Source organism: Spirosoma montaniterrae (genome assembly GCF_001988955.1).
GTDB classification, from domain to species: Bacteria; Bacteroidota; Bacteroidia; order Cytophagales; family Spirosomataceae; genus Spirosoma; species Spirosoma montaniterrae.
The window spans coordinates 1,426,977-1,448,851 of the sequence record NZ_CP014263.1; the positions used below are offsets into that span (position 1 = coordinate 1,426,977).

24 protein-coding genes and 1 tRNA gene are annotated in these 21,875 nt (G+C 50.2%); 13 read left to right on the forward strand and 12 right to left on the reverse strand.

All coding sequences use genetic code 11. The features are described 5' to 3' along the window. Positions 1–15: 15 nt before the first annotated feature. The 8 genes from AWR27_RS06200 (at position 16) to AWR27_RS06240 (ending at position 7,054) form a co-directional block, all read left to right on the forward strand. A complete protein-coding gene (locus tag AWR27_RS06200) occupies positions 16–1,476 on the forward strand; it encodes a radical SAM/SPASM domain-containing protein (protein WP_077130392.1) in 1,461 nt (486 codons plus the stop codon). Continuing rightward, positions 1,469–2,341 carry a TlpA family protein disulfide reductase gene (locus tag AWR27_RS06205; protein WP_077130393.1) on the forward strand — a complete coding sequence of 291 codons (873 nt, stop codon included), beginning with the start codon at positions 1,469–1,471 and terminating at the stop codon, positions 2,339–2,341. The genes AWR27_RS06200 and AWR27_RS06205 overlap by 8 nt, the downstream gene beginning before the upstream one ends. A gap of 139 nt (positions 2,342–2,480) precedes the next feature. Beyond that, on the forward strand, positions 2,481–3,125 hold the full coding sequence (locus tag AWR27_RS06210; RefSeq protein WP_077130394.1) for a head GIN domain-containing protein: 645 nt from the start codon (positions 2,481–2,483) through the stop codon (positions 3,123–3,125). A gap of 197 nt (positions 3,126–3,322) precedes the next feature. After that, positions 3,323–3,404 (forward strand) — tRNA-Leu (locus tag AWR27_RS06215). Positions 3,405–3,509: 105 nt separating this feature from the next. Further along, positions 3,510–4,871: a trigger factor gene (tig, locus tag AWR27_RS06220; RefSeq protein WP_077130395.1), complete on the forward strand. Its 1,362-nt coding sequence runs from the start codon at positions 3,510–3,512 to the stop codon at positions 4,869–4,871. Between the two features lie 363 nt (positions 4,872–5,234). Further along, a complete protein-coding gene (locus AWR27_RS25045) occupies positions 5,235–6,476 on the forward strand; it encodes an adenylate/guanylate cyclase domain-containing protein (protein ID WP_083732766.1) in 1,242 nt (413 codons plus the stop codon). Next, positions 6,473–6,679, forward strand: coding sequence for a hypothetical protein (locus AWR27_RS06235; RefSeq protein ID WP_077130396.1), 207 nt, complete (start codon positions 6,473–6,475; stop codon positions 6,677–6,679). Before AWR27_RS25045 ends, AWR27_RS06235 begins: the two co-directional genes overlap by 4 nt. Before the next feature lie 36 nt (positions 6,680–6,715). Beyond that, complete coding sequence (locus tag AWR27_RS06240) at positions 6,716–7,054, forward strand: hypothetical protein (protein WP_077130397.1); 339 nt, start codon at positions 6,716–6,718, stop codon at positions 7,052–7,054. 216 nt (positions 7,055–7,270) lie between these two features. Here the strand turns inward: AWR27_RS06240 and AWR27_RS06245 are convergent, their stop codons facing one another. The 6 genes from AWR27_RS06245 to mltG all read right to left on the reverse strand — a co-directional run bounded on the left by AWR27_RS06245 (position 7,271) and on the right by mltG (position 12,852). Next, positions 7,271–8,287: a hypothetical protein gene (locus AWR27_RS06245; protein ID WP_198045100.1), complete on the reverse strand. Its 1,017-nt coding sequence runs from the start codon at positions 8,285–8,287 to the stop codon at positions 7,271–7,273. Between the two features lie 101 nt (positions 8,288–8,388). Continuing rightward, on the reverse strand, positions 8,389–9,009 hold the full coding sequence (locus tag AWR27_RS06250; RefSeq protein WP_077130398.1) for an L-threonylcarbamoyladenylate synthase: 621 nt from the start codon (positions 9,007–9,009) through the stop codon (positions 8,389–8,391). Between the two features lie 74 nt (positions 9,010–9,083). Further along, complete coding sequence (locus tag AWR27_RS06255) at positions 9,084–10,154, reverse strand: glycosyltransferase (RefSeq protein WP_077130399.1); 1,071 nt, start codon at positions 10,152–10,154, stop codon at positions 9,084–9,086. Between the two features lie 255 nt (positions 10,155–10,409). Beyond that, positions 10,410–11,363: a YihY/virulence factor BrkB family protein gene (locus AWR27_RS06260; protein ID WP_077130400.1), complete on the reverse strand. Its 954-nt coding sequence runs from the start codon at positions 11,361–11,363 to the stop codon at positions 10,410–10,412. A gap of 32 nt (positions 11,364–11,395) precedes the next feature. Further along, positions 11,396–11,809: an acyl-CoA thioesterase gene (locus tag AWR27_RS06265; protein ID WP_077130401.1), complete on the reverse strand. Its 414-nt coding sequence runs from the start codon at positions 11,807–11,809 to the stop codon at positions 11,396–11,398. Between the two features lie 5 nt (positions 11,810–11,814). Then, positions 11,815–12,852, reverse strand: coding sequence for an endolytic transglycosylase MltG (gene mltG, locus AWR27_RS06270; RefSeq protein ID WP_077130402.1), 1,038 nt, complete (start codon positions 12,850–12,852; stop codon positions 11,815–11,817). 117 nt (positions 12,853–12,969) lie between these two features. On the opposite strand from mltG, the gene AWR27_RS06275 reads away from it, so the two are divergent. From AWR27_RS06275 to AWR27_RS06285, 3 genes are all read left to right on the forward strand, one after another. Then, complete coding sequence (locus AWR27_RS06275; protein WP_232325993.1) at positions 12,970–13,470, forward strand: YybH family protein; 501 nt, start codon at positions 12,970–12,972, stop codon at positions 13,468–13,470. A 101-nt stretch (positions 13,471–13,571) separates the two neighbouring features. Continuing rightward, complete coding sequence (locus tag AWR27_RS06280; protein WP_077130404.1) at positions 13,572–14,783, forward strand: MFS transporter; 1,212 nt, start codon at positions 13,572–13,574, stop codon at positions 14,781–14,783. After that, the gene (locus AWR27_RS06285) at positions 14,780–15,181 is read left to right on the forward strand and encodes a hypothetical protein (RefSeq protein WP_077130405.1); all 402 of its coding nucleotides are present in this window, start codon (positions 14,780–14,782) and stop codon (positions 15,179–15,181) included. The genes AWR27_RS06280 and AWR27_RS06285 overlap by 4 nt, the downstream gene beginning before the upstream one ends. A gap of 35 nt (positions 15,182–15,216) precedes the next feature. On the opposite strand, the gene AWR27_RS06290 is transcribed toward AWR27_RS06285, so the two are convergent. The 5 genes from AWR27_RS06290 to AWR27_RS06310 all read right to left on the reverse strand — a co-directional run bounded on the left by AWR27_RS06290 (position 15,217) and on the right by AWR27_RS06310 (position 19,186). Next, entirely contained in the window at positions 15,217–15,618 is a 402-nt protein-coding gene (locus tag AWR27_RS06290) for a VOC family protein (RefSeq protein WP_077130406.1), read from the reverse strand. 2 nt (positions 15,619–15,620) lie between these two features. Next, positions 15,621–16,541: an RluA family pseudouridine synthase gene (locus tag AWR27_RS06295; protein WP_077130407.1), complete on the reverse strand. Its 921-nt coding sequence runs from the start codon at positions 16,539–16,541 to the stop codon at positions 15,621–15,623. A gap of 32 nt (positions 16,542–16,573) precedes the next feature. Beyond that, entirely contained in the window at positions 16,574–17,359 is a 786-nt protein-coding gene (locus AWR27_RS06300; protein WP_077130408.1) for a LytR/AlgR family response regulator transcription factor, read from the reverse strand. 138 nt (positions 17,360–17,497) lie between these two features. Further along, positions 17,498–18,628, reverse strand: coding sequence for a sensor histidine kinase (locus AWR27_RS06305; protein WP_077130409.1), 1,131 nt, complete (start codon positions 18,626–18,628; stop codon positions 17,498–17,500). Between the two features lie 204 nt (positions 18,629–18,832). Then, on the reverse strand, positions 18,833–19,186 hold the full coding sequence (locus tag AWR27_RS06310; protein WP_077130410.1) for a T9SS type A sorting domain-containing protein: 354 nt from the start codon (positions 19,184–19,186) through the stop codon (positions 18,833–18,835). Positions 19,187–19,379: 193 nt separating this feature from the next. On the opposite strand from AWR27_RS06310, the gene AWR27_RS06315 reads away from it, so the two are divergent. Next, complete coding sequence (locus AWR27_RS06315) at positions 19,380–20,249, forward strand: SdiA-regulated domain-containing protein (RefSeq protein WP_077130411.1); 870 nt, start codon at positions 19,380–19,382, stop codon at positions 20,247–20,249. 120 nt (positions 20,250–20,369) lie between these two features. Here AWR27_RS06315 and AWR27_RS06320 read toward each other — a convergent pair whose 3' ends face one another. Then, positions 20,370–20,732 carry a hypothetical protein gene (locus AWR27_RS06320; RefSeq protein WP_077130412.1) on the reverse strand — a complete coding sequence of 121 codons (363 nt, stop codon included), beginning with the start codon at positions 20,730–20,732 and terminating at the stop codon, positions 20,370–20,372. Positions 20,733–20,847: 115 nt separating this feature from the next. Here AWR27_RS06320 and AWR27_RS06325 point away from each other — a divergent pair, with 115 nt between their 5' ends. Further along, entirely contained in the window at positions 20,848–21,870 is a 1,023-nt protein-coding gene (locus tag AWR27_RS06325; RefSeq protein ID WP_077130413.1) for a S66 peptidase family protein, read from the forward strand. The last annotated feature ends 5 nt before the right edge of the window (positions 21,871–21,875 follow it).

The following is a 21,875-nucleotide window of genomic DNA, read 5'->3' on the forward strand; positions in this document are numbered from 1 at the left end:
GTTAACGCAAAATTTATGAATTACAAATTGTCGCACTACCTTGTTGCTTCTGAAGAGATTAACCAGAAGAAATCCCGCATTTTGTTTTCCACCCGTAGTTGCCGAACCATCAAAGTATCTAAACATTGCTATGATACGCTAATAGAAGGGGCGTTCGACCGTATTCCGGCTGGTCTGATTCAGAGGCTGACCGATGTGAAGGTGCTTGTGCCTGCCGAAGAAGATGAACTGCAAATTGTGGTTTCTGAAAATAAACAAGCAATTGCCGACGAATGGAATGGTGCGCTTTATGAAGTGATACAACCTTCAGCCATGTGTCAGTTAGGTTGTTACTACTGTGGGCAGAATCATACCAAGAACTACTTAAATCATGACCATTACGATAAAATTCTGCAACGCATTACCATGAAAGCTAGGATGGGCAACTTTACGTATTTCTATATTGGCTGGTTTGGAGCCGAGCCACTCATGGGACTACGGCAAATGCGCGAATTAACGCCTATGCTCAAAAAACTGGCCGCGTCGTATGGCATGGGCTACGGTGCTAAAGTCGTCACTAACGGACTGAGCCTTAAGGAAAACGTTTTCGAAGAACTCGTTAACGATCTGGCAGTGAACCACATCGAAGTGACACTTGACGGTACGGCCCCGTTTCACGACCAGCACCGATATACGAAAGAGGGAGGAAAATCATTTGACCTGATCCTACAAAACCTGACGAATATTCTCAACAAACCCAATTTCGCTGATTACAAATGCCAGATCACCATCCGTTGCAACGTTGACGAAAAAAACTGCGAGGGGGTGAGTCCTCTTATCAAATTGCTGGCTCAGCATAATCTCCAGCGTAAAGTAGCTTCTTTCTATCCAATTGGGGTGTATTCCTGGGGTAATGATGCTCATAAAAAATCGTTGACCAAAGAAGATTTTGCACAGCGGGAGTTAGACTGGATGCTGGAGATGATGCAGTCTGATTTCCCAAAATCTACCTTTATCCCAGACCGAGTCAGGCGGGTTTGTTTCGCCGTGTCGAAAATATCGGAACTGTACGATGCAGAGGGTAACATCTGGGATTGCAGCGAAGTGTCATATGTGCCGACCTACGAAGGTACTGACTATAAGCTCGGTAACTTGTCCACACAGGCAACTGACACGTTGACGCGGAGTCATTTAAACGATTGGAATGATACAGTTCTCACGGATAAACATCCGTGCCACACCTGTACAATGTTGCCGGTGTGTGGTGGTGCCTGCCCGAAATCATGGAGCGAGGGCATTAGAGCCTGTCCGCCAAACAAATTCAACATAAAGGACAAGTTGTTGATGCAGTACGTGTTAGGTGTAGCCACAAAAGAGGAGTCGCTTGAGCGATACGCCGAACTCAAAACGGTACAACCCCAATTGGGATGGTTGCCTAAAATGGAGGCTTTATTCGCAAACGTGGAACCAGGTTTACTAAATTATTCCGATGAATAAAATACGTGTATTTAATCTGACTACGATAGCTCTGGGACTCGTATTCTTGTTTTCCGGCGTCTCCAAAGGTATGGATATTGCCGCCTTTGGAAAGGTGTTGAGTCAATACGGATATAAACAATTTTTTTACGTTGCCCCAGTTGTTTCAAGTTTTGAGCAGTTTTTGGGCTTTGCTATGATTTTCGTCAGCAAGCCACCAAAGATAAGTTTTCTGGCGTTCTTGTATCTCATCATGGCAACGCTCATACAAACAATCGGCTATACAGTTTTTGACATTCAGGATAGTTACTGTTTCGGTTCGCTGCTAACACTGTCACCTATGATGGCGTTTCTAAAAAATATAATTATGTTGGGAGCGTGTTTATGGATATGGACAAGTTACCCGGCAGCGGTCAGTAACCCCCGTTGGTCAATGCTCCGAATTGGCACGGCTGGTCTGTTTAGTTTAGTTGCTTTAACGATTGGAACGTTTGAAGTAAAAGCCGCACACGACCAGAAAAAAGATTTGTTTACGGGGAAAGACATAACGAGTATTCAGCTTAATCGACTAATACCCGTCCCTAAAGTAGACAGTTATGCAGTGTTTTTTTTCCTGCCATCCTGTTCTCATTGCCAGGAAGCAGTTCCTGATGTAAAGCGATACGAAGAAAACGGCAATGTAAAGACACTCATTGGGGTATATCCCTCTTACGTGTCAAAAAGCGAAATAGAAGCGTTTAAGGCAGATTATGGCGTTACTTTTTCGACTTATGCCTGTGACATCAAGGCATTGAATCGTTTTGTGAAAACGTATCCGACAGTATTGCGTGTGAAGGGTACTAAAATCGTAGAAGCGCACATAGGCTCAATGAATGACACTCCGTAATACTATTCTTTTTGCTATTCTAAATCGCATAGAACTCATGAAAATATCAGTCTATTCCTGGCTGCAAAGGTGCCTGATTCTCTGTCTGGTTACATTAGGTGCGGCTTGCCAACCTTCATCTATCTCGACTAAAAAGGTAATGAAAATTTCAGGCGGCACTAACACAACCGACAAACGAGCCGTTTCTAATTTTATGGCTATTGATGTGTCGCGTGCCATTCAGGTGCGGATAACCAAAGGAACAATGCCCAGTTTAACGCTCGAAACAGGCGTCAACTTTCTGCCCTATATCATCACCGAAGTAAGGCAGGGCGTACTGGTGCTGACTATAAAAGATGATGTACAGTTGCTCGATGGCTCCATTATTGCGAACGTCGTTATGCCTTCGCTCGTATCGGTTCGGGCGTCGGGCGCATCGGTTATCAGCAGTTCCGATACGTTTGGAGCAACAGACTTTGCGACAACTTTGACGGGTGCCAGCCAACTAAGTATGCCCCTGACTATGCAATCGATTACAGCAACAATTGAAGGGGCATCAACGGTCCGCCTTACTGGTCAGGCACAGACGTTGACAGTAGCTGGCCTGAGTGGAGCCAGTCAGCTACTAAGCGGAGAGTTACTGACCAACGTGTGTTCGCTGAATGTATCAGGAGCGAGCCGAGCTGAAGTGAACGTTAAGAAAACACTTAGCGGAACAGTGTCCGGAGCCAGTCAAGTGCAATACTGGGGCGGTATCGTTGCTTCTTTACATGTAGATGCTTCCTCTACGGTTTCCCGACTGTAGCAGATTTTATCTATGTCAGAGAAAATTTCGCCGTGACACTACTTGCCTGTTCAAACTTATTCGTACCTTTGCAGGCCGAAAAAGAAAAGTTGTAAGGAAAAGTTGTAGAGTTTTAGAGTAGTAAAGCTGTAGAGTTGGCATGCCTTCCGATACAGCGAAGCAACTTTATAACGCTATAACTTTAAAACTGCCAGACTGCGGGCGTGGCGAAATTGGTAGACGTGCCAGACTTAGGATCTGGTGCCGCAAGGCATGGGGGTTCGAGTCCCTCCGCCCGTACAAGTTTTGAATGATTGAGTGATTGAACGATTGAATTATGAGCCTGTCACGCCCATTCAATCAATCAACCATTCAATCATTCAATCATTTTAAACCGATTCTGTTGTGGAAATTACGCTCGAAAAAGCCAGCGACACCAATGCTTCGCTGAACATCACGCTGACCCCGGCTGATTACAAGCCCGAAGTCGATAAAAAATTGAAAGAGTATGGCCGCAAGGTTCAACTGAAGGGCTTTCGGCCCGGCCACGTACCGACGTCGCTCGTGCAGAAGATGTACGGTAAGAGCATTCTGGTCGATGAGATCAACGCCATGTTGAGCCGCACGGTGAGCCAATACATCCGTGAGAACAAACTACAGGTTGTGGGCGACCCGGTGCCGAATCGCGATCAGGCCGATGCCATCGACTGGGATAACCAAACGGAGTTTGCGTTTAGCTACACGCTGGGGCTGGCGTCGGAGTTCGACATAGATTTCTCCGATCTGCCGAGTGTTACCCGCTACGACATTCAGGCTGGCGAAGCTGAAGTAAGCAGCACTATTGCCGATTTGCAGCAGCGGTTTCATAGCCATACACATGCCGACGAAGTGGGCGATTCCGACACCATTTACGGCGAACTGAAGCAGGTAAATACACCCGAAGGAGCAGAGGCTTTTGCGGCTAAAACCGCCTTCCCGATGGCGCAAATGGCCGATGACGCCAAAGGTCAATTCGTCGGTAAGAAAAAAGACGATACCATCACGTTCTTGCTGGAGCAGGCGTTTCCCGATGAGAAAGCCCGCGCCAACGCTACCGGTGTGAAAAAAGATGAAGCCGCCAACCTGACCGGCGAGTTTACATTTACGATTGACGACATTACCCGCCACGAACCTGCCGAACTGAATCAGGAGTTTTTCGATAAGGTGCTGGGAGCCGGTGCTGTCGACAACGAAGAGCAACTGCGCGTGAAGGTAGCCGAGATTATTCAGGGGAACTACGCCCGCGAGTCGGACAGTCTGCTGCGGCTCGACATTGAAAAAAACCTACTCGACAACACACCTATTCTGCTGCCCGACGAGTTCCTGAAAAACTGGTTGCTCGAAGTCAACGAAGGTAAGTTTACGCCCGAGCAGATTGACGAGCAGTACGACGATTTCACCAAGTCGGTGAAGTTGCAGCTTATCAAGAACAAAATTGCCGACAAGGCCGACATCAAGGTTGAGTTTGAGGAAGTGCTGAACGTGACCCGCCAAATGGTGCGCGAACAGTTCGGCTTCATGGGTGGTGAAAATGAGGAGATGAATCAAACCATCGACCGCATTGCCCGCAACTACCTGATGGACGAGAAAAACAACGGTCAGAACTACACGAGCACGTTTAACCGGGTGTATGACGACAAAGTAATCGAATACGCCAAAACGCAACTGACCATTGTCTCCCAGGACGTAACGGTCGATGAGTTCAAGGCAATGGCTGAGAGTAGATAACTCTACGTCAGACAATCATAGTATAAAACAGGCCCGGTCATTGATCGGGCCTGTTTGTTGTTGTTGTGGGGTTTGTTACTTTGCGGATATCAAGAAACCGACAATGAACCTAACGTACCGACTCGCCACCGAGGCTGATTTGATTGAGATCGTGCGTATGCTCTCCGACGATAAATTAGGCGCACAACGGGAAGATTTTCAGGAATCGCTATACCTTCTATAGACTTCTTATAGACAGAACAGGCTGTGTTACATTAGAACAAGCGGAGCCAGGGAAGGGCATATACATTTGGTTAATGCCTTCAACTGAGCGACGTACAGGTAGCCAGTTTTCGCGGATAATCTATCAACCACCCCAACGTTATGCCGGAACTATTCGCTACACTTCTTCGTAATTTTCGCCGGAAGCCAATCGGCATTGGAGCCAGTAATTATCCACTCAGAGTCAGCGGGGTGCTAATGGCGAACCTGATTATGTTGGGCTACGGCTATGACTTCGGCTTTTCAGACGCGCTTATCGGTATCATCCTGTACTTTCTGATTCGCCCGCACTTGTTGTATGTGCTCTATCGGTTCAGTGGCTCAAACTACAATGTCGAATTAATCTGGCTTTGGTTCGATACGTTCTGGGCGGGTATCGTGATGGTTATGCTTTCGTTTTCAATACAGGCGTCGGTTGCGCTCGCTATCATGACCTGCGCCGGTAACATCGGCGTGCGGGGTATGCGGCAGTTTTTATACGGACTACTTGCCATTGGACTGGGCATCGGTTTTGCCGGGCTGTTCATGCCCATTCAGTTCAACTATCAGCACGGTTTCTACGTCGATCTGGCAACCGGGTTTTCCATTTCGGTCTACACGCTATTTTTCTCGTATACGGCTTATCGGTCAGCCATTTATCAGAAAAAGCTGCGTAAAGAAATTGAGCGCGAAAAGCAGCATTCCGATGAACTGCTGCTCAATATTCTGCCCGAAGAACTCGTCAACGAATTAAAAGAAAAAGGCATTACCCAGACCCGGCTGCACGACGAGGTAACGATTATGTTTACTGATTTCAAAGACTCTACGCAAATCAGCGAACACCTTAGCCCAACTGAACTGGTAGAGGAAATCGATTACTGTTTCCGTAATTTCGACCGGATCATCAGCCGCTACGATAGCATCGAAAAAATCAAAACCATTGGTGATGCTTACTTGTGTGTGGGTGGGTTGCCCAGTTCGCACCCTACCCACGCTACCGATATTGTGAGTGCTGCGCTCGAAATGCGTGACTTCATCCGTCGGCGCGGAGAACAACTCCAGGGGCAGGGCAAACAGGCATTTCAGATACAAATTGGTGTTCATAGCGGGCCGGTGGTGGCGGGGGTTGTTGGGGCAACCAAATTTGCTTACGACATTTGGGGCGATACAGTGAACACCGCAGCCCGGCTGGAGTCATCGAGCGAACCGGGACACATAAACGTCTCAGAAGCAACGTATCTGCGCATTAAATCGCAGTTCGAGTGTCTGTACCGGGGAAAAATATCGGCCAAAAATAAAGCCGATATGGCGATGTACTATGTAGAGTCCGCCTTTCAATTATCCGCCCTTTATCAGCCCGTATGAACACAGCTTCTGCCTGGCAACACATCCTGCATCGATTAACCATCGGTTTAGATCCCGAACAGACTTACCATACCGTAGGAAATACGATAGACGTGGCCGAACAGGTCCACCAAATTGCCCAGGCAGAAGGCATTACCGACACCGAAGAACTGAACCTGCTTCAGATAGCCGCTTACTATCACGATGCCGACAAAATACTTTAGAGTAAATCAGGCAGGCTTTGCCGCAGGAATAAGCTTATGAATGTCAGCAAAATACTAATTGCCGTTGGGCTGTTTCTCATTGGTTCGTTTGGGCATTGGTATATTATGTACTGGCAGTTCAAATCGCCGAACTGGATACGGTCGCCGGTGCCGTATGTATTGGCCGTGGGTTGTACGTGGCTTTGGATTCAGGCATCGAAGTATGGCGTCGAAGGGCTGAATGGCTCGATGTGGGCGAACCGATTTTTGTTTTTTGCGACGGGCGTAATGGTTGGTGCCATTCTATACCCGTACCACTTCGGTCAGCCATTCACCGTCAAAGTTCTTATTCAATTGCTGCTGGCACTCTGTATTTTGCTGGTTTCTGTGATTTAATTCTGGCATATCCCAAACGCTGCATATATGAAGAGCCGTTCTGCTAATTGGAACGGCTCTTCAGGTAATACGACATTGAGTCAGGTGTGGCCCACGGCTGGCGCATGTAGAGACGCAAAGGGTTGCGTCTCTACACCGGATGGTCATTCGTAGAGACGCAACCCTTTGCGTCTCTACATGCGCCAGCCACACGTCAAATTAGTGCAACTACCTAAACTACTGATACTGAATGTACATCGGTATGGGGTTGAGAGCCAGTACCTCTTCGGGCGTCATGATGCGCGAACCGGGCTTGCGGAAGTCGTTTTTGTAGAACAACTTGAAGCCTGTGTACTGGACAGGTTCTTTTACGATGTAATCCTTGTACGAATCTTTTTTAAGCACTGGCGGCCCCCAACCGTCCATATCCATCACAATCTGCACATTGGGGTCGAGTTTGATGTTTTTGTAATTCTTAATCATGCCCTGCGTGAAGCGGTGAACCACCAGCACTTTGGGCGGCAGGTTGTTTTCTCTCACGACGCGGCTCAGAAACTGCACCGCCTGATTCACGTCGGCGGCATCGTAGGAGCCAATTTTGGTGCCGGGTTTCGCCCCTGTCACCATCGAGAATTCCGGGTCAATGCCTAAATGAACGAACGGCAGTTTCAGGTATTTCTCTAAAAACTTCATTTCGCCCGCCAGTGGTGCATGACCTCGCTGGATATCCAGAAACACAATGGCTTTGTGTTCGTTGCCCCACTTCAAAACTTTCTTGATGGTTTTATCAGACATGCGCATTCTGTAACCGCCGTCTTTACCAGGTGCGCCCTGCGCCGAAATGGCTACCAGATGGAGCGCGGGCTGAATAGGCGTTTTGGGGTCGGCTTTTTGCCAGTTCTCAATCTCATTGTCTAACCGGCGCAGCATTTCCTCTTTCGGGTACTCGCCGAGGATACCCATTTTTTTGGAGTGCGGATTGCCGTAGTACGCGAAAATGCGGTGTTTGGGCAGAATGGCCTCTGTAGGGGCGTAGGTGAGCGAATCGAGGGTGGAGTCGCCCGTGCTGACGGCTCGTGTCGATGACAGGGCTGGTGGTGTTTCTGACGAATCGGATGAAGTGGCTGACGTTGAGGAGGCTGCCGACGCTTCAGGAGCCAGCTTACCGCGTTCGGTAGTTTCTTTTGAGGAAGATGAGCAGCCAGTTAAATGGCTGAAAGCCAGCAGAGTAAGAGCGGCTATGGAAAAACGCATACAGGGCAGTAAGTTAGTCGGTTACTTTATAAAAAAAGGGTTAGTGCCAATTCGAAGGCACATAACCCTACGGTGCAAGTATAGAATCTTATGGCAACTTTTCAAAACAAAACCTCGCCAAGTCCCAGCCGCACAATCGAAAAATCGTCGTCGGTAGCGTCAATGATGGTAGAAGGTACGTTGCCGCCATAGCCACCGTCGATCACAATATCGACCTGATGCTGAAATTTCTCGAAGATTAGTTCCGGGTCGGTCGAGTATTCAATGATTTCGTCTTCGTCGCGGATGGAGGTCGTGATAATCGGGTTGCCCAGTTCACGTACAATCTGCCGGGGAATATCGTGATCAGGAACGCGAATACCTACCGTTTTCTTGCTGGTATTCAGTACTTTAGGCACACTGCCGCTGGCTTCGAGCAGAAACGTATAGGGTCCTGGCAATACCTTTTTCATAAGCTTGAACGCCTGATTACTCACGCGGGCATAGTCGGCAATGTGGCTCAGGTCGTAACAGATAAACGAGAAGTCATTTTTTTGCGGCTTCACCCCTTTGATACGGGCTACCCGCTCCACAGCGCGGGCGTTGTGAATATCACAGCCCATGCCATAAATTGTATCGGTAGGGTAAATAATTACGGCACCACCGCGTAACGCATTGACTACGTGGTCAATTCGGCGTTGGTCGGGATTTTTTGGGTAAATCTTTAAAAATTCAGCGGGCATACGTTCTCAGGAATCAATACAGCGTAAACGCTGGTTGGGTTCCAACAGTTTTGAGCTATATTGATGTAAGGTTGTCAGCCTAAGGCGGCAAAGGGGCTGTGCATCCGGTTGCGGTGAGGCAGCATCTGCTTAGAATAGTGCCATCGGATGTATTTTCGGTAAAGCCCATTCACGGGTACGTGTAAACGACTCATGCCCAGCACTAACTCGGTGAGCAGACCGGGTTGCTCGATTTGATGTAATAGCCCGCCAAACTGAAGAGCTAATTTAAATTGCTCGGCGTAAAATGCCTTGCGCACAAACCGCCGAATGCGTTCGGCTAAGGCATGACTCTCGTCGGGGGTACGGCAGCGGTCAAGGGCTTTTCGGCAAACGGCCAGCGACGATGCCAGTAGCCGGTTATCGGGCAGCACCACCTGCGCCGACAACGAATCGGGCAATCGACGTTTCTGCATTAGCACTTCATCGAGATACGCATACTGATATAGCCGCGACGAACGAACCCAGAAGTCAAAATCTTCATAGGCCAGAGATTCGTCATAACCACCTAATTCCTGCAATACGTCCCGGCGCATCATCATCGTAGGCGTAGAGATAAACGACGATTCCAGCAGTTGGCGAAAGACATCGCCCGATGGTATTTTTTCAATTGCACGCCCTTGCTCGTCTACCGGATAATGAACCGCTATTTTTTTGCCTTCACGATCAATGTAAACGGCGTTCGAGAAAACGACGGCATATGGCCCCGCCAGCCGTTCAAACAAATCAGCCTGTCGCGAAATTCGACCGGGTAGCAATACGTCGTCGGCAGCTAAATCAATAAGATAACGACCACAGGCCAGAGCCAGGCCCTGATTGAAAGCGCGATTCAGGCCAACATTGGTTGGGTTCTGAATGAACTGAATTGCGGGATGCTTCGCCACAAAATCGGCGATTCGACTGGCTGTAGCGTCGGTGCTTCCGTTGTCGATCACAATCAGTTCCACATTCGGGTAGTCCTGATCAATAACAGACTGGAGCGCATCGGCTACGTATGCTTCATGGTTGAAACTGGTACAGATAACGGTCACCCACGGTTTAATCCGGTTGAGATACGGACTCATGGGAAGCGTGTTCAGGTTGGATTGACCGGTAACGGAAATCATACGAATACTGAGTTGAGCACAACACAACAATGACGAATTGAGCTAACTGGAATTATTGGTACAATACTACAGCAGTGTTGTCACCTATTCGTTCTTCTTTTGATTAAACGGAAAACTTGGCGTAGTTTTTTTATTAAATGAACATTTTGGCATGATTTTTCCATAAATGTTTCTCTGAACGGTTCGATGAACAACTTTCGGGAAGTTCACCAACTGTGCTTTTACATTTATGGGTTAGGGTTCACAAACGTCACCTCATGTATTGGAGGTGGCGTTTGTTGTTTTAGCCGCTACATCAGGGTCTTTTTCGCCTTCCAGATTATACAACGCTACATTCATCTCAAACCCCAGAATAAGCAGAAGCGAGATCAGGTTAATCCAGATCATCAGTGCAATGAGCGTACCAATTGATCCATACACTTTGTTATATGAACCAAAATTGGCCACGTAATACGAAAAGGCCAGTGTAGTTAAAACAATTAATAATGACGCAGCAATGGAGCCGGGTGTTACAAACGCCCACTTCATATTTACGTCAGGGCCAAACCGATAAATAATAGAGACAGCTCCCACAAATACGCCAAAGACAAGGGCGTATCGGGCCAGGGTCAATAGCTTAACAACAATAACGTTATTGAGAATACCAAACCGTAGCAAATAGTCGCTCACGACACCGCCCACAATCAGCACTACAATTGCCAGAACAAGCGCAAAGGCTAACGTAAAGGTTAAGCCAATAGCAACAGCACGAATCTTGAAGAATCCCCGGCTGTCTTCTGAGCGATGCGATGAGTTGAAGGCATTCATTAGGGCAACCAACCCGCTCGTGGCCGAATACAAAGCCAGCAAAAAACCCAGCGACAGCACTCCCCCGCGTGGTCGGCTAATGATGTCGCGAATGGTAGTGTTGACCGTGCTGAACGTATCGCCCGGCAGCACCCGCTCAAAGAAGGCCATAATCTGGTTGTCCAGATTCTCGATGGGGATATACGGGATCAGCGTAAAGAGAAAAATAATGGTCGGAAAAACAGCGAGAATCAGGCTATACGATACCGAAGCAGCCCGCTCGCTCGTGTCGTTCTCAATGATTTTTGCGGTCATTTTCCGCAGAAATTCATACCAGGTTGTTTTTGAGTCGAAAGGCCGGTGATCGCGCAGCCATACACGCACGCCCCGCAGCGCGTTGAAACTCATTAATTTGTCGAACATAGCGTTGAATAGGTGTAACCCATTTGTCTAACCTATTCAACAAAAAAAGGTTTGATAGCCTCAACCAGTTCGGGTGGGGCAGAGCAGGGGCGTCCGGTATCGGCCCGTATGAAAACAAGCGTTGTTTGGCCGGTATTGAGCAAATGTCCGTGCTGGTTAAAAACCTCATAATCGAACATGAATCGCGTTTTGGGCAATTGCGGAATTGTTACCCGAATGGTTAGCAGATCATCATATCGGGCGGGGCGGATAAAGCGCGAATTCAAATCGTAAACAGGCATTTGAATACCCCGCTCTTCGATGTCTTTGTAGTTTAGGCCCAGTTGCCGCATGGTTTCGACACGGCCAATTTCGTAAAAACGGGCGTAGTTGCCATAATAAACAATGCCCATCTGATCGGTATCGTAATAACGGACCCGGATACTCGTAACGTCGTAGGTAAACATGGTGGTTATTTCATGATTTTCATTCGATTCAGTGCCTGCTGATACAGGCGGGCGTTGGCGAGGTGTTCGGCCAGCGTTTTTGAGAAGGTATGATAGCCGTTGAAACGCGCATCGACCACAAAATATAGGTAATCGTGCTGTTCGGCGTTCAGCACGGCGTCGATGGTGGCGGGGGCGGGGAGGTTGATGGGGCCGGGCGGCAAACCGGCATACCGGTATGTGTTATACGGCGAATCGATGGTCAGTTGTTTGTTCAGTAGCCGCCGGATGCTGAAATCGCGCAGGGCAAAAATAACGGTAGGGTCAGCTTCGAGCTTGATGCCCCGCTTCAGCCGGTTGAGGTACACGCCCGCAACGCGCGGCTGCTCGTCGCGTTTGTTGGTTTCGGCAGCCACAATCGATGCCAATACCTGCGTTTGCGTTTGCGTCAGACCCAACGCTTTGGCTTTAGACTGTCGTTCGGGCGTCCAGAATTTTTTATACTCAGAACCCATGCGTTCCAGAAAGGCATCGGGCTTGATGGTCCAGAACAGTTCGTAGGTATTGGGCAGAAACAGGCATACGATGGTGGTGGTGTCGAAGCCAAATTTTTCGCAGGTAGCGGGGTCGTTGAGCAACTCGCCAAGGGCTTCTGAGCCAAACGCGAACTTGCTGCCCACGCGCTGAATTAAATCGCTTTTCTGACGCATACTGTTGAATGTCAGCATCATCGGGTCCTGGCTACCATTGCGCAGTTTAACCAGCACTTCGCGGTTGCCGGCACGCGGGCGAATTTCATAGCGGCCTTCTTTTACCAACTCCGGGTATTTCATCAGCTTAGCCAGGAACCGGAACGACATCTCGTCGTTGAGCACTTTGTGTTTTTGCAGCGTGTCTATCACCGACTCGAAGGTGGAACCACGCGGAATAAGCAGCGCAAAGGTTTTGTCGCCTTCGCGGACTTGCAGGTTAGGGCTTTTGAAAATCTGCCAGAAGTAGAACGTGAACGTCGTCAGCAGGATAGAGACGGTAAGGAAAATGCCGATTTTGATAGTACGCGACATAAAGTACAGTGATGAGAGATGAGTGATGAACGATGCGTGAAGAAAAATTCATCAGTTAAAATTCATCATTCTTTCTGCAAATTTACGCCAAATCCCAACCAAACACCGTACCCGTTCATGAAGAACACCCTACTTCTTGTACTTCTTACTACACTTTTTAGCCAGGCATGCCGTTCGCGGGTCGATAGTCCGCGCGCCATGAATCCGGCGGCTGTGGTGCGTCAGCGTGCCATCGATGAAATCCGCGAAGCCGACCTGAACTTTAGCATTCTGTCTGAAAAACAAGGTATGGCGAAAGCGTTTACCACCTATGCTGCCGACGATGCCATCAAACTCAACGACGGTGCGGCACCCACCATCGGGTTCGATTCGCTGCGGGCGCAGATGGCCCGGATGCCCAAAACCGAGGCCGTGCTGACGTGGCAGGTGCTAAAAGCCGATGCAGCCCAATCGGGCGATTTGGGGTACACTTTCGGGCAGTGGCTATTGAGCAGCAAAGACGATGCCGGTAAAGTATCTTCTCTCGAAGGCGTGTATGTCACGGTCTGGAAACGGCAGCGCAACGGCCAATGGCGGTTTGTGATCGATGGTGGCAATCAAACCGGCCCGGCGAAATGAAACGGTAGATAGATAAATAGGAAAAATCTGCTTTTCGAGCTTGATTTTCGCGCCGTTCCGGGTAAAAATGGTACTTTTGCCCCGAACAAACGCACCCGGTTTTGCTAGTTCGCTCATTTTCCTTTCGTCGGCAGTCCAACAGTACTTCGCTTTATACGATCTCCTTCTGGTTGCTGAGTGCCAGTAACTTTCTTTTTTCGGCGAGTTTCTCGATGATGATTCCCGAACTGCCCGATTACCTGCGGCAGATGGGTGGTCAGGCGTATGTAGGGCTGATTATCGCCTTGTTTACGCTTACGGCAGGTGTATCGCGTCCGTTCAGTGGCAAAATTACTGACACGGTAGGGCGGGTGCCGGTCATGGCTTTCGGGTCTGTCGTTTGTTTTATTTGCGGGTTTTTATACCCATACCTGCTTACGGTCTGGGGGTTTCTGACGCTCCGGCTCATCCACGGCTTTTCGACTGGCACCAAACCCACTGCAACCTCCGCCTATGTAGCCGATGTAGTGCCTGCCAATCGCCGGGGCGAAGCAATGGGTACGCTTGGTTTGTTTACCGCAATGGGCATGTCGCTCGGGCCGGCCATTGGTAGCTGGCTGGCCGACGATTTCTCGATGAACGTGATGTTCTGGACGTCATCGGCGTTTGCCCTGCTGTCGATTCTGATTTTACTGCGGATGCCCGAAACGCTGGCCGACCCAAAACCGTTTCGGTTTGCCCTGCTAAAACTGAATAAAGACGAAATTTTCGACAAGCAGGCTATTCCGCCGTTCGTGGTACTGTTTTTACAATCGTTCGGGTCGGGTGTTGTGCTGACGGTAGTTCCGAGCCTGAGTACATCGCTGGGAATCAGTAATAAAGGGCTGTTTTTTACAGTATATACGGTGGCGTCGCTGCTGGTGCGATTGGTATTCAGCCGGTCGTCGGATCGGTATGGGCGGGTGCCGGTGCTGTTTGTCTCAACCGTTGTTCTGGCGGTGTCGATGGGGTTGCTTATACTGGCAAATTCACCGTGGTGGTTCTGGCTGGCGGCAATTTTTTACGGCATGTCGTGGGGAATGAACTCACCTACCGTACAAGCCTGGACCGCCGATTTGAGCGACGAAGCCACGCGGGGTCGGGCAATGGCAACCATGTACATTGCCCTTGAAGCAGGTATCGGTATTGGTGCCGTGGCATCAGGCTGGCTGCTCAATCACATCCTGAACGATGCCAATGGCACACCGGGCGGCATCGACGCGTCGTTTGCACTGTCGGGTGTTATGGCGGTGCTGGCCGTACTTTATTTAGGCTGGTACTGGCGCAAAAAATGACTGATATCGAACCCCAAATTCGCCCGTTGGTCGATGCGCTGAATGCTACCGGGCTGGTGCAGACGTTTTCGAGCTGCGCCGGACATTTCGCGCCCGACGAGCAAACGCTGCGCGACCGCAACCATGCCGAAGTACGGTTTGTTCCTGCGCCCGGCGTTTCAGACAATGCGGTAGAAAATTTTCTGAGCGTGCTACTGCAAACCTACAAAAAACGGCACGGCCTGTTGCCCGTCGCGCTTATCGGCTACAAACTTTTCACGCCCCTCGACGACGATACCACCGAGCAAACCTACGTACTCGAACTACGTCCGTTTAACCGCTTCGATCCGCCCGACCGCAAACGCGCCGATATAGACCGGGCCATTGTGCAGGTGTTAAGAGTGATGAGTGATGAGTGATGAGCGATGAGTTTGCTGACGCGGAAACTCATCACTCATCGCTCATCGTTCATCACGCCAATCAAATCCCACAGATTTCCGTACAGATCTTCAAAAACGGCCACGGTTCCGTATGCTTCAACCGAGGGTTCGCGCACGAAACGGACGCCGTTTTGCCAGTAGCGGTTGTAGTCGCGCCAGAAATCGTCGGTGTGCAGAAATAGAAATACACGCCCGCCGGTTTGGTTGCCGATGCGGCTCTGCTGCTCCTCGCCAACGGCCTGCGCCAGCAGCAACCGGCACGAGCCTTCGCCTTTGGGCGCCACCAGCACCCAGCGTTTGGTATCGCTCAGGGGCGTGTCTTCAATTAATTCGAAACCAAGCGTTTGTGTGTAAAAGTCGATAGCCTCGTCGTAGTTGCGCACGACGAGTGCAATGTGTGCCAGTCGTTGATTCATAACTATTCGACTTGTTTCAATATGCTCTGAAACGCCTTAGGGGTCGGTGCGTCGAAACGCATAGCCTGACCCGTAACGGGATGGTCGAATGCCAGCACTTCGGCGTGCAGGCCAAGCCGCCCGATGGGGTCGGTGGTGGCTCCGTACTTGGCATCGCCCGCAATAGGATGGCCGAGATCCTGCATGTGTACCCGAATCTGATTTTTGCGCCCCGTTTCGAGTTCAAGTTTCAGCAGTGCGTAGCCATTGGCCGCTTTTTGTACGCTGTAATTCGTGACGGCCAACTGCCCCCCTTCCGGGTTTTGGCTCGAATACACAATCAGGGCTTTGCTCTCGCGCAGGTAAGACGTAATAGTGCCGGCGGGTGGTTCGGGTACGCCCTCAACCAAAGCCAGATAAGTACGCTGCTTCGTTGTTGCGTTCCACGACTCCTGCATAAGTCGCTGCACTTCCTCGCTGCGGGCAAACACCATTACGCCCGACGTTTCGCGGTCGAGCCGATGTACAATAAAAATTTTGTTTTTTGGATTCTGCTTCTTCACATAATCGCTCAGAATGCTGTAAGCAGTACGCTCGTTGCCCTTGTCGGTTGCCATCGACAGTAGCCCGGCGTGCTTATTGATAATCAACAGATTATGATCTTCGTGAAGCAGCGTCAGGCCCCGGTACTGGGCGCTTTGGGCGGTGCGTTCGGCGGTAACGGTCACTGCCTGACCCGGTTGAAGCGGATGGTTATATTGCGTATACACGTTTCCATCGACCAGAATCTGCTTATTTTTTAGCAGCGACTTGATGTTGTTGCGGTTTTTGCCGGGCAGATTGGCAAGTAAGAATGCCATCAGTTCGCCGGGGGCTTTCACCGTCAGGTCGATGTTGCTGCGTTGCCCGCGTGGTCGGCGTTGGGGCCGGTTAGTTTCTTCCATCCGGCAAAGGTACAGCTTTCCACGTAGGCGATTTATTTTCCCAGCCACTCTTTAAAAGCTGTCATACGGTCGCCACTGACGAAAACTTCGTGCCGGGATTTAGGGCGCAGGTCGAGTTTGAGTTTGCCTGCCGAGTAGGTATGAATGGTGTGAATGGCCGACAGTGAAATCAGAAACTGGCGGCTGATACGGAAAAACTGACGCGGGTCGAGCACCTGTGTCAGTTTGTCCAAACTGTAATCAACGGGTAGGGTAGTTCCCTCTTTGTCAACTAAAAAGACGATTTTTTCTTCCAGAAAAAAATAGGCTACGTCGGCAGTTTCGATGCTGCGAATTTTGGTGCCGATGGTAATCATAAACCGGTCTTTATAGTCGGCCTGTTTGGGTCGGCCAATCAGATTCAGGAGTGTTTCCAGATCAGGCGCAGCCGGGGCCGACGGGCTACCCGCTCCGAACTGCTTTTTCAGTGCCTTGAATTTCTCGATGGCCGCTACCAGTTCGTCGTAATTGATGGGTTTAAGCAGGTAATCGATGCTGTTGACCTTAAATGCCTGAATCATGTACTCATCGTAGGCGGTAGTAAAAATAACCGGTGTAGTCAGCGTTGTTTGCTCGAAGATGCGAAAGCCGAGGTCGTCTTCGAGGTGAATATCCATAAACAGCAGATCGACCGGCGGGTGCGTTTCCTCAAGCCACGCCACGGCATCGGCCACCGACGGAATGCGGGCCAGCACCGAAATCGTGGGGTCGTATTTCAGCAACAGGCTCTCTAACCGTTTGGCTGTCAGGTTCTCGTCTTCAATAATGAGTACGTTCATAGCCGAGTGATAGAATGATTGACTGGTTGGATGGTTGAATGGTTGAATGATAGAATGATAGAATGACTGAATGGTTGAATGGAGTGCAGGGGTTACATTCAATCATTCAATCATTCAATCATTCAGTCATTCTATCATTCAACTAAGTAGGGGTATCTTCACAACAAAGCGTTCTTCGCCTTCTTCAATACTGACGGGGCGGTTGGTGAGCAGGGTGTAGCGGGTGACTATATTCTGTAAACCAACGCCTGTCGAAACTTCCGATTGCGGGCGAGGCTGGAAGTTATTTTCAACAACCATACAATCGTTTTCTAAATAAATCTGCACATGCAGCGGCTCTTTGGCCGACATGCGGTTGTGTTTTACGGCGTTTTCGACCAGCAGTTGCAGCGTGAGCGGGGCAATGGCATACCGGCTTTGGTCGGCTTCAGGTACGTCGATAATCACGTCGAATTTGTTCTCGAAGCGAATGTTGAGCAAAAACCGATACGCCTGAATAAACTCCAGTTCGGTTTTGAGCAGCACGCGCTCATTGTCGCGTTGTTCGAGGATGTAGCGATACGCCCGCGAGAGTTGATCGATAAATCTTTCGGACAACTCGGCGTCGGCATGAACCAGCGACGACAGAATGCTGAGGCTATTGAACAGAAAATGCGGATTTACCTGGCTTTTCAGCGCGGCAAACTGCGCCTGTACGTTTTCTTTTTCCAAGCGTTCGGCCCGCACCTGCACGTCTTCGAGCCGCCGATTGGCCCGGCGGTTGGCGGCTAAATAAAACGCCGATAACATGGCCATCACCGTGAGGCTATTGTTGGCTTTGGCGCGTTGGTTGCGGTTGCGGGCGCGTTGTTCCGGGCTGAGTGGTGGTTCTGCGGGGCGTTGGGGGGCAAGGCTGTACCGCGTATAACCAAAATTATCTTCCAGAAAATCGCTGGTAGAATGCCAGATGGTGAAAAAACCAATGTTGAACAGAACCGCTAATCCGTTGGCGATGAAGAGCGTAGCCAATTGAGCCGGAATCCGAAACTCGATCAGAAAATTCTCACCCTGCCGTTTGAAAATCCGTTGCTGCAACCACTCGGTAAACACCAGCCAGACGTAGAAAAACAACAACGTTAGCGCGATTTCGACCACCCAGAATGGCAGCGAACGCAGTACCATTTCCCACGACCACTCAGAAATGTTGACATACAACCGGAGCGGCCAGTAAACAGCAAATACGCTCAGGGCGAGTTGCCATTTTTGTTGGGTTGTCAGGCGGTACGTCATACGGCAGCGGGTAGCAGGTCAGTTAACAAAACTAAGTACGGCTTTAGGCCAACCAAAAACAAACCCGCCGAATGCCAGATTTCATCTGCCGAACGCCGGGTTTGTTGACCCCACCCCTGTCCCCTCCCCGTTAGGGAGGGGTGAAGCTCAACAAGCTTCGCGCTTCTTGCTCCTTTCTAACGGGGAGGGGACAGGGGTGGGGTGTTACGACTGTACCGTTATAATTTTCTGAGCGGGCTGCTCATCAATAACAAAGCGGTTCGTTACGGTTTCATTGCCGACCGATACGGCCAATTGATAGGCACCATTTTCCAGTTCAGCGATGTTGAAATACTGACGCAACCCATTGCTCAGGTCAACTTTCTGGGTATATAGTACGTTACCGTTCGCATCGCGCAGGCTGACGGTGGCAACGGCCTGTTCGCGGCCAACGATGAGTTTAACGCGCTTGTCAGTAGTAACGGTTACGCTCGTGGCAGGGGCCTTGTCGGCAGTGGTTTGGGCGAATGATGCGGTTCCGGCTACCAGACCCAACATCAACAGAAGTGTATTTTTCATGGCTTCGTTTGTTTTTGTTTCGTTTGACTGTGACAAAGTTGCGCCGTGTTATCTACTCCGGAAAACGAAGCTGACGGAATGACGATTTTTGTGGTATGAGTCTGGTTTTCAGTGTGCTGAGTGGCAATTGAAATCGTAATGCATACTATTAGAAGTTGCTGTTTTACCTTTGGTGCCAAACGTTCGTTCAACCATGCATCGTTTCTATTTGGGCCTTGCCCTATTGCTCGCCGGTTGTGGCGGCTCATCGAACAAAACCGAACAGCAAACCGAAGCCGCTACAAGGGCCGCTCCGTTTACGTTGCCCTACACGCTCAACCAGCCCGACCACAATACTACGCTACCCAAAAAGCTGAAAGAAGTGTCGGGCCTGACGTATTATAAAGCCGATAAGCTACTTTGTGTACAGGACGAAGAAGCCGTGGTGTACGTCTATGATACGAAGAAAAAGCAGGTGGTGCAGGAATTCGGTTTTGGCGGTTTTGGCGATTATGAAGGCATCGAATACGTCGATGATGAGGTATATGTGCTGCAAAGCAACGGCGACCTGTTTCGGTTTACGCCCCCCGCCGACACTGACGCTATTGAAACCGAAGTAGCCAGTAATATCCGGCGTACTAAAACAGACTTGCCCGAAAAAACGGAAGTAGAGGGACTGGGCTATGAGCCGAAAACCAAACGGTTGTTGTTGGCCGTGAAAAATGGGGGAGGAGCATCGAGCGATAAAACCGTGTACTCGTTCGATTTGCGGAATCGGGCCGTATTCAAAGATATGCAACTGAACGACGAGCAGCTAACCGGCGCGGGCATCGATCCCAAATCGTGGAAACCGTCGGGCATTGCCGTACACCCGATTACGGGCGAGTGGTATATTCTTACCTCTGCCGGAAAACGCCTGCTTATCACCAATCGTCAGGCCAAAATTCTATACTCCGAACCGCTCGATCCAAAACTGTTTCGCCAACCCGAAGGCATCTGCTTTGCTCCCAACGGCGACCTGTTCATCGCCAGCGAAGGCGACGGAAAGAAAGGCTACATTATGCAGTTTACGTATAAAAAGTAGAGACGCAAGATGTTGCGTCTCCTGACCGGATGGTTTAGGCTGGCCAACTGTCGTCTCCTGACCGGATGGTTTGGGCTGGCGCATCAGGAGACGCAACATCTTGCGTCTCTACGCGCTGGCTTACGATACCACAAAATCCATTGCCTGTTTCAGGGTGCGTTCGCTGCCCGTGTTGGGGTCGCTGTAGGAGCGTTCGCCAACGGTGATGTCGAGTTCTTTACCCAGTAGTTGTTTGGTATCCAACTCATCGCCTGCCTGCACGTCGATGCCTACCCGCTCGAATAAACTGACGATGTTCGACATGCCCGCCCGCGACTGGTAGAAACGGTGCGAAACATAGCCGGTTTCGTTCTCGAACCGAACGGCAAAAAACGGAACGCCTTTATTTTCGCTCGTACCTTCTTCAATATCGGTGATCGTAACATGCTGACGACCATCGGCCAGTAGGGGTTTGTCCTGCCCTTCTTCTATGGCGATTTTCATAACGTATTTATTATGTTTGATTTGTATTATAAACTGAGGATTTGTGTGATTGTTTTGTCGTAATATAACTCGCAGTAGGCCAATTGGTTATTTTTGACCAAATCCGTTGCCTGTCATGCTTAGTCGTCGTTCGCTTTTAAAAACTGCTGTCCTCGCGCCTGTTATCGGTGCTTTTCAACCGCCCGTTTCAACGGTGAAACCGCTCCGGCTTAAACCCGGCGATACCGTTGGGCTGGCCTGTCCGGCAGCACCTGCCTACAGTCGCGAACAGGTGCAGGTAACAATAGAATCGCTGGCTGCGCTGGGGCTGAAAACCAAACTGGCACCTCATTTCTACGACCGCTACGGCTACCTCGCCGGGCACGACGCCGACCGGGCCGCCGACCTCAACGCCCTGTTTGCCGACCCGACCGTACACATGGTCATGGCCATGCACGGTGGCTGGGGTTGTGCCCGGCTGTTGCCCCTGCTCGACTACGACCTGATGCGCCGGAACCCGAAACTGCTCATTGGCTACAGCGACATCACGGCCCTGCTGCTGAGTATCTACGCCAAAACCGGCCTCGCTACCCTGCACGGCCCCGAAGGAGCCGCCACCTGGAATGCGTACACGGTCGATTGGTTTCGGCGGGTGCTGATGAACGGCGAAGCAGTGACGTTTCAAAACCCCGCCGAGAAAAGCGATTTACTGGCGCAGACAAAAGACCGCATCTGGACAATTCAATCCGGTACGGCACGCGGCCAACTTGTAGGCGGCAATCTCACGGTACTGTGCCACCTCGTTGGCTCACCCTATTTGCCCGACTGGCGTGGTAAACTGCTGTTTATTGAAGACGTGGGCGAAGACGTCTACAGCATGGACCGGATGCTAACACACCTGAAATTAGCCGGTATTCTGGGACAGGTGGCGGGGGTGGTATTCGGCAAATGCACCCGCTGCGATGCAGGCAGTGGTGGTTATGGTTCGCTCACCCTCGAAGACGTACTGACCGAACACATTGGGCCGCTGAACATACCGGCTTATGCTGGTGCCATGATCGGGCATATTGCCGATAAATTCACTATCCCGCTCGGTATCAACGCCGAACTCGATGCTACAAAAGGAACCATTCGCCTGCTCGAAAGCGCAGTGCTGTAACTAAA

Bases quoted from the DNA above. Each gene is read 5' to 3' on its own strand.
- AWR27_RS06200 (WP_077130392.1), top strand. From the start codon at position 16: ATGAATTACAAATTGTCGCACTACCTTGTTGCTTCTGAAGAGATTAAC.
- AWR27_RS06205 (WP_077130393.1), top strand. From the start codon at position 1,469: ATGAATAAAATACGTGTATTTAATCTGACTACGATAGCTCTGGGACTC.
- AWR27_RS06210 (WP_077130394.1), top strand. From the start codon at position 2,481: ATGAAAATTTCAGGCGGCACTAACACAACCGACAAACGAGCCGTTTCT.
- AWR27_RS25045 (WP_083732766.1), top strand. From the start codon at position 5,235: ATGCCGGAACTATTCGCTACACTTCTTCGTAATTTTCGCCGGAAGCCA.
- AWR27_RS06235 (WP_077130396.1), top strand. From the start codon at position 6,473: ATGAACACAGCTTCTGCCTGGCAACACATCCTGCATCGATTAACCATC.
- AWR27_RS06240 (WP_077130397.1), top strand. From the start codon at position 6,716: ATGAATGTCAGCAAAATACTAATTGCCGTTGGGCTGTTTCTCATTGGT.
- AWR27_RS06245 (WP_198045100.1), bottom strand. From the start codon at position 8,287: ATGCGTTTTTCCATAGCCGCTCTTACTCTGCTGGCTTTCAGCCATTTA.
- AWR27_RS06250 (WP_077130398.1), bottom strand. From the start codon at position 9,009: ATGCCCGCTGAATTTTTAAAGATTTACCCAAAAAATCCCGACCAACGC.
- AWR27_RS06255 (WP_077130399.1), bottom strand. From the start codon at position 10,154: ATGATTTCCGTTACCGGTCAATCCAACCTGAACACGCTTCCCATGAGT.
- AWR27_RS06260 (WP_077130400.1), bottom strand. From the start codon at position 11,363: ATGTTCGACAAATTAATGAGTTTCAACGCGCTGCGGGGCGTGCGTGTA.
- AWR27_RS06265 (WP_077130401.1), bottom strand. From the start codon at position 11,809: ATGTTTACCTACGACGTTACGAGTATCCGGGTCCGTTATTACGATACC.
- mltG (WP_077130402.1), bottom strand. From the start codon at position 12,852: ATGTCGCGTACTATCAAAATCGGCATTTTCCTTACCGTCTCTATCCTG.
- AWR27_RS06275 (WP_232325993.1), top strand. From the start codon at position 12,970: ATGAAGAACACCCTACTTCTTGTACTTCTTACTACACTTTTTAGCCAG.
- AWR27_RS06285 (WP_077130405.1), top strand. From the start codon at position 14,780: ATGACTGATATCGAACCCCAAATTCGCCCGTTGGTCGATGCGCTGAAT.
- AWR27_RS06290 (WP_077130406.1), bottom strand. From the start codon at position 15,618: ATGAATCAACGACTGGCACACATTGCACTCGTCGTGCGCAACTACGAC.
- AWR27_RS06295 (WP_077130407.1), bottom strand. From the start codon at position 16,541: ATGGAAGAAACTAACCGGCCCCAACGCCGACCACGCGGGCAACGCAGC.
- AWR27_RS06300 (WP_077130408.1), bottom strand. From the start codon at position 17,359: ATGAACGTACTCATTATTGAAGACGAGAACCTGACAGCCAAACGGTTA.
- AWR27_RS06305 (WP_077130409.1), bottom strand. From the start codon at position 18,628: ATGACGTACCGCCTGACAACCCAACAAAAATGGCAACTCGCCCTGAGC.
- AWR27_RS06310 (WP_077130410.1), bottom strand. From the start codon at position 19,186: ATGAAAAATACACTTCTGTTGATGTTGGGTCTGGTAGCCGGAACCGCA.
- AWR27_RS06315 (WP_077130411.1), top strand. From the start codon at position 19,380: ATGCATCGTTTCTATTTGGGCCTTGCCCTATTGCTCGCCGGTTGTGGC.
- AWR27_RS06320 (WP_077130412.1), bottom strand. From the start codon at position 20,732: ATGAAAATCGCCATAGAAGAAGGGCAGGACAAACCCCTACTGGCCGAT.
- AWR27_RS06325 (WP_077130413.1), top strand. From the start codon at position 20,848: ATGCTTAGTCGTCGTTCGCTTTTAAAAACTGCTGTCCTCGCGCCTGTT.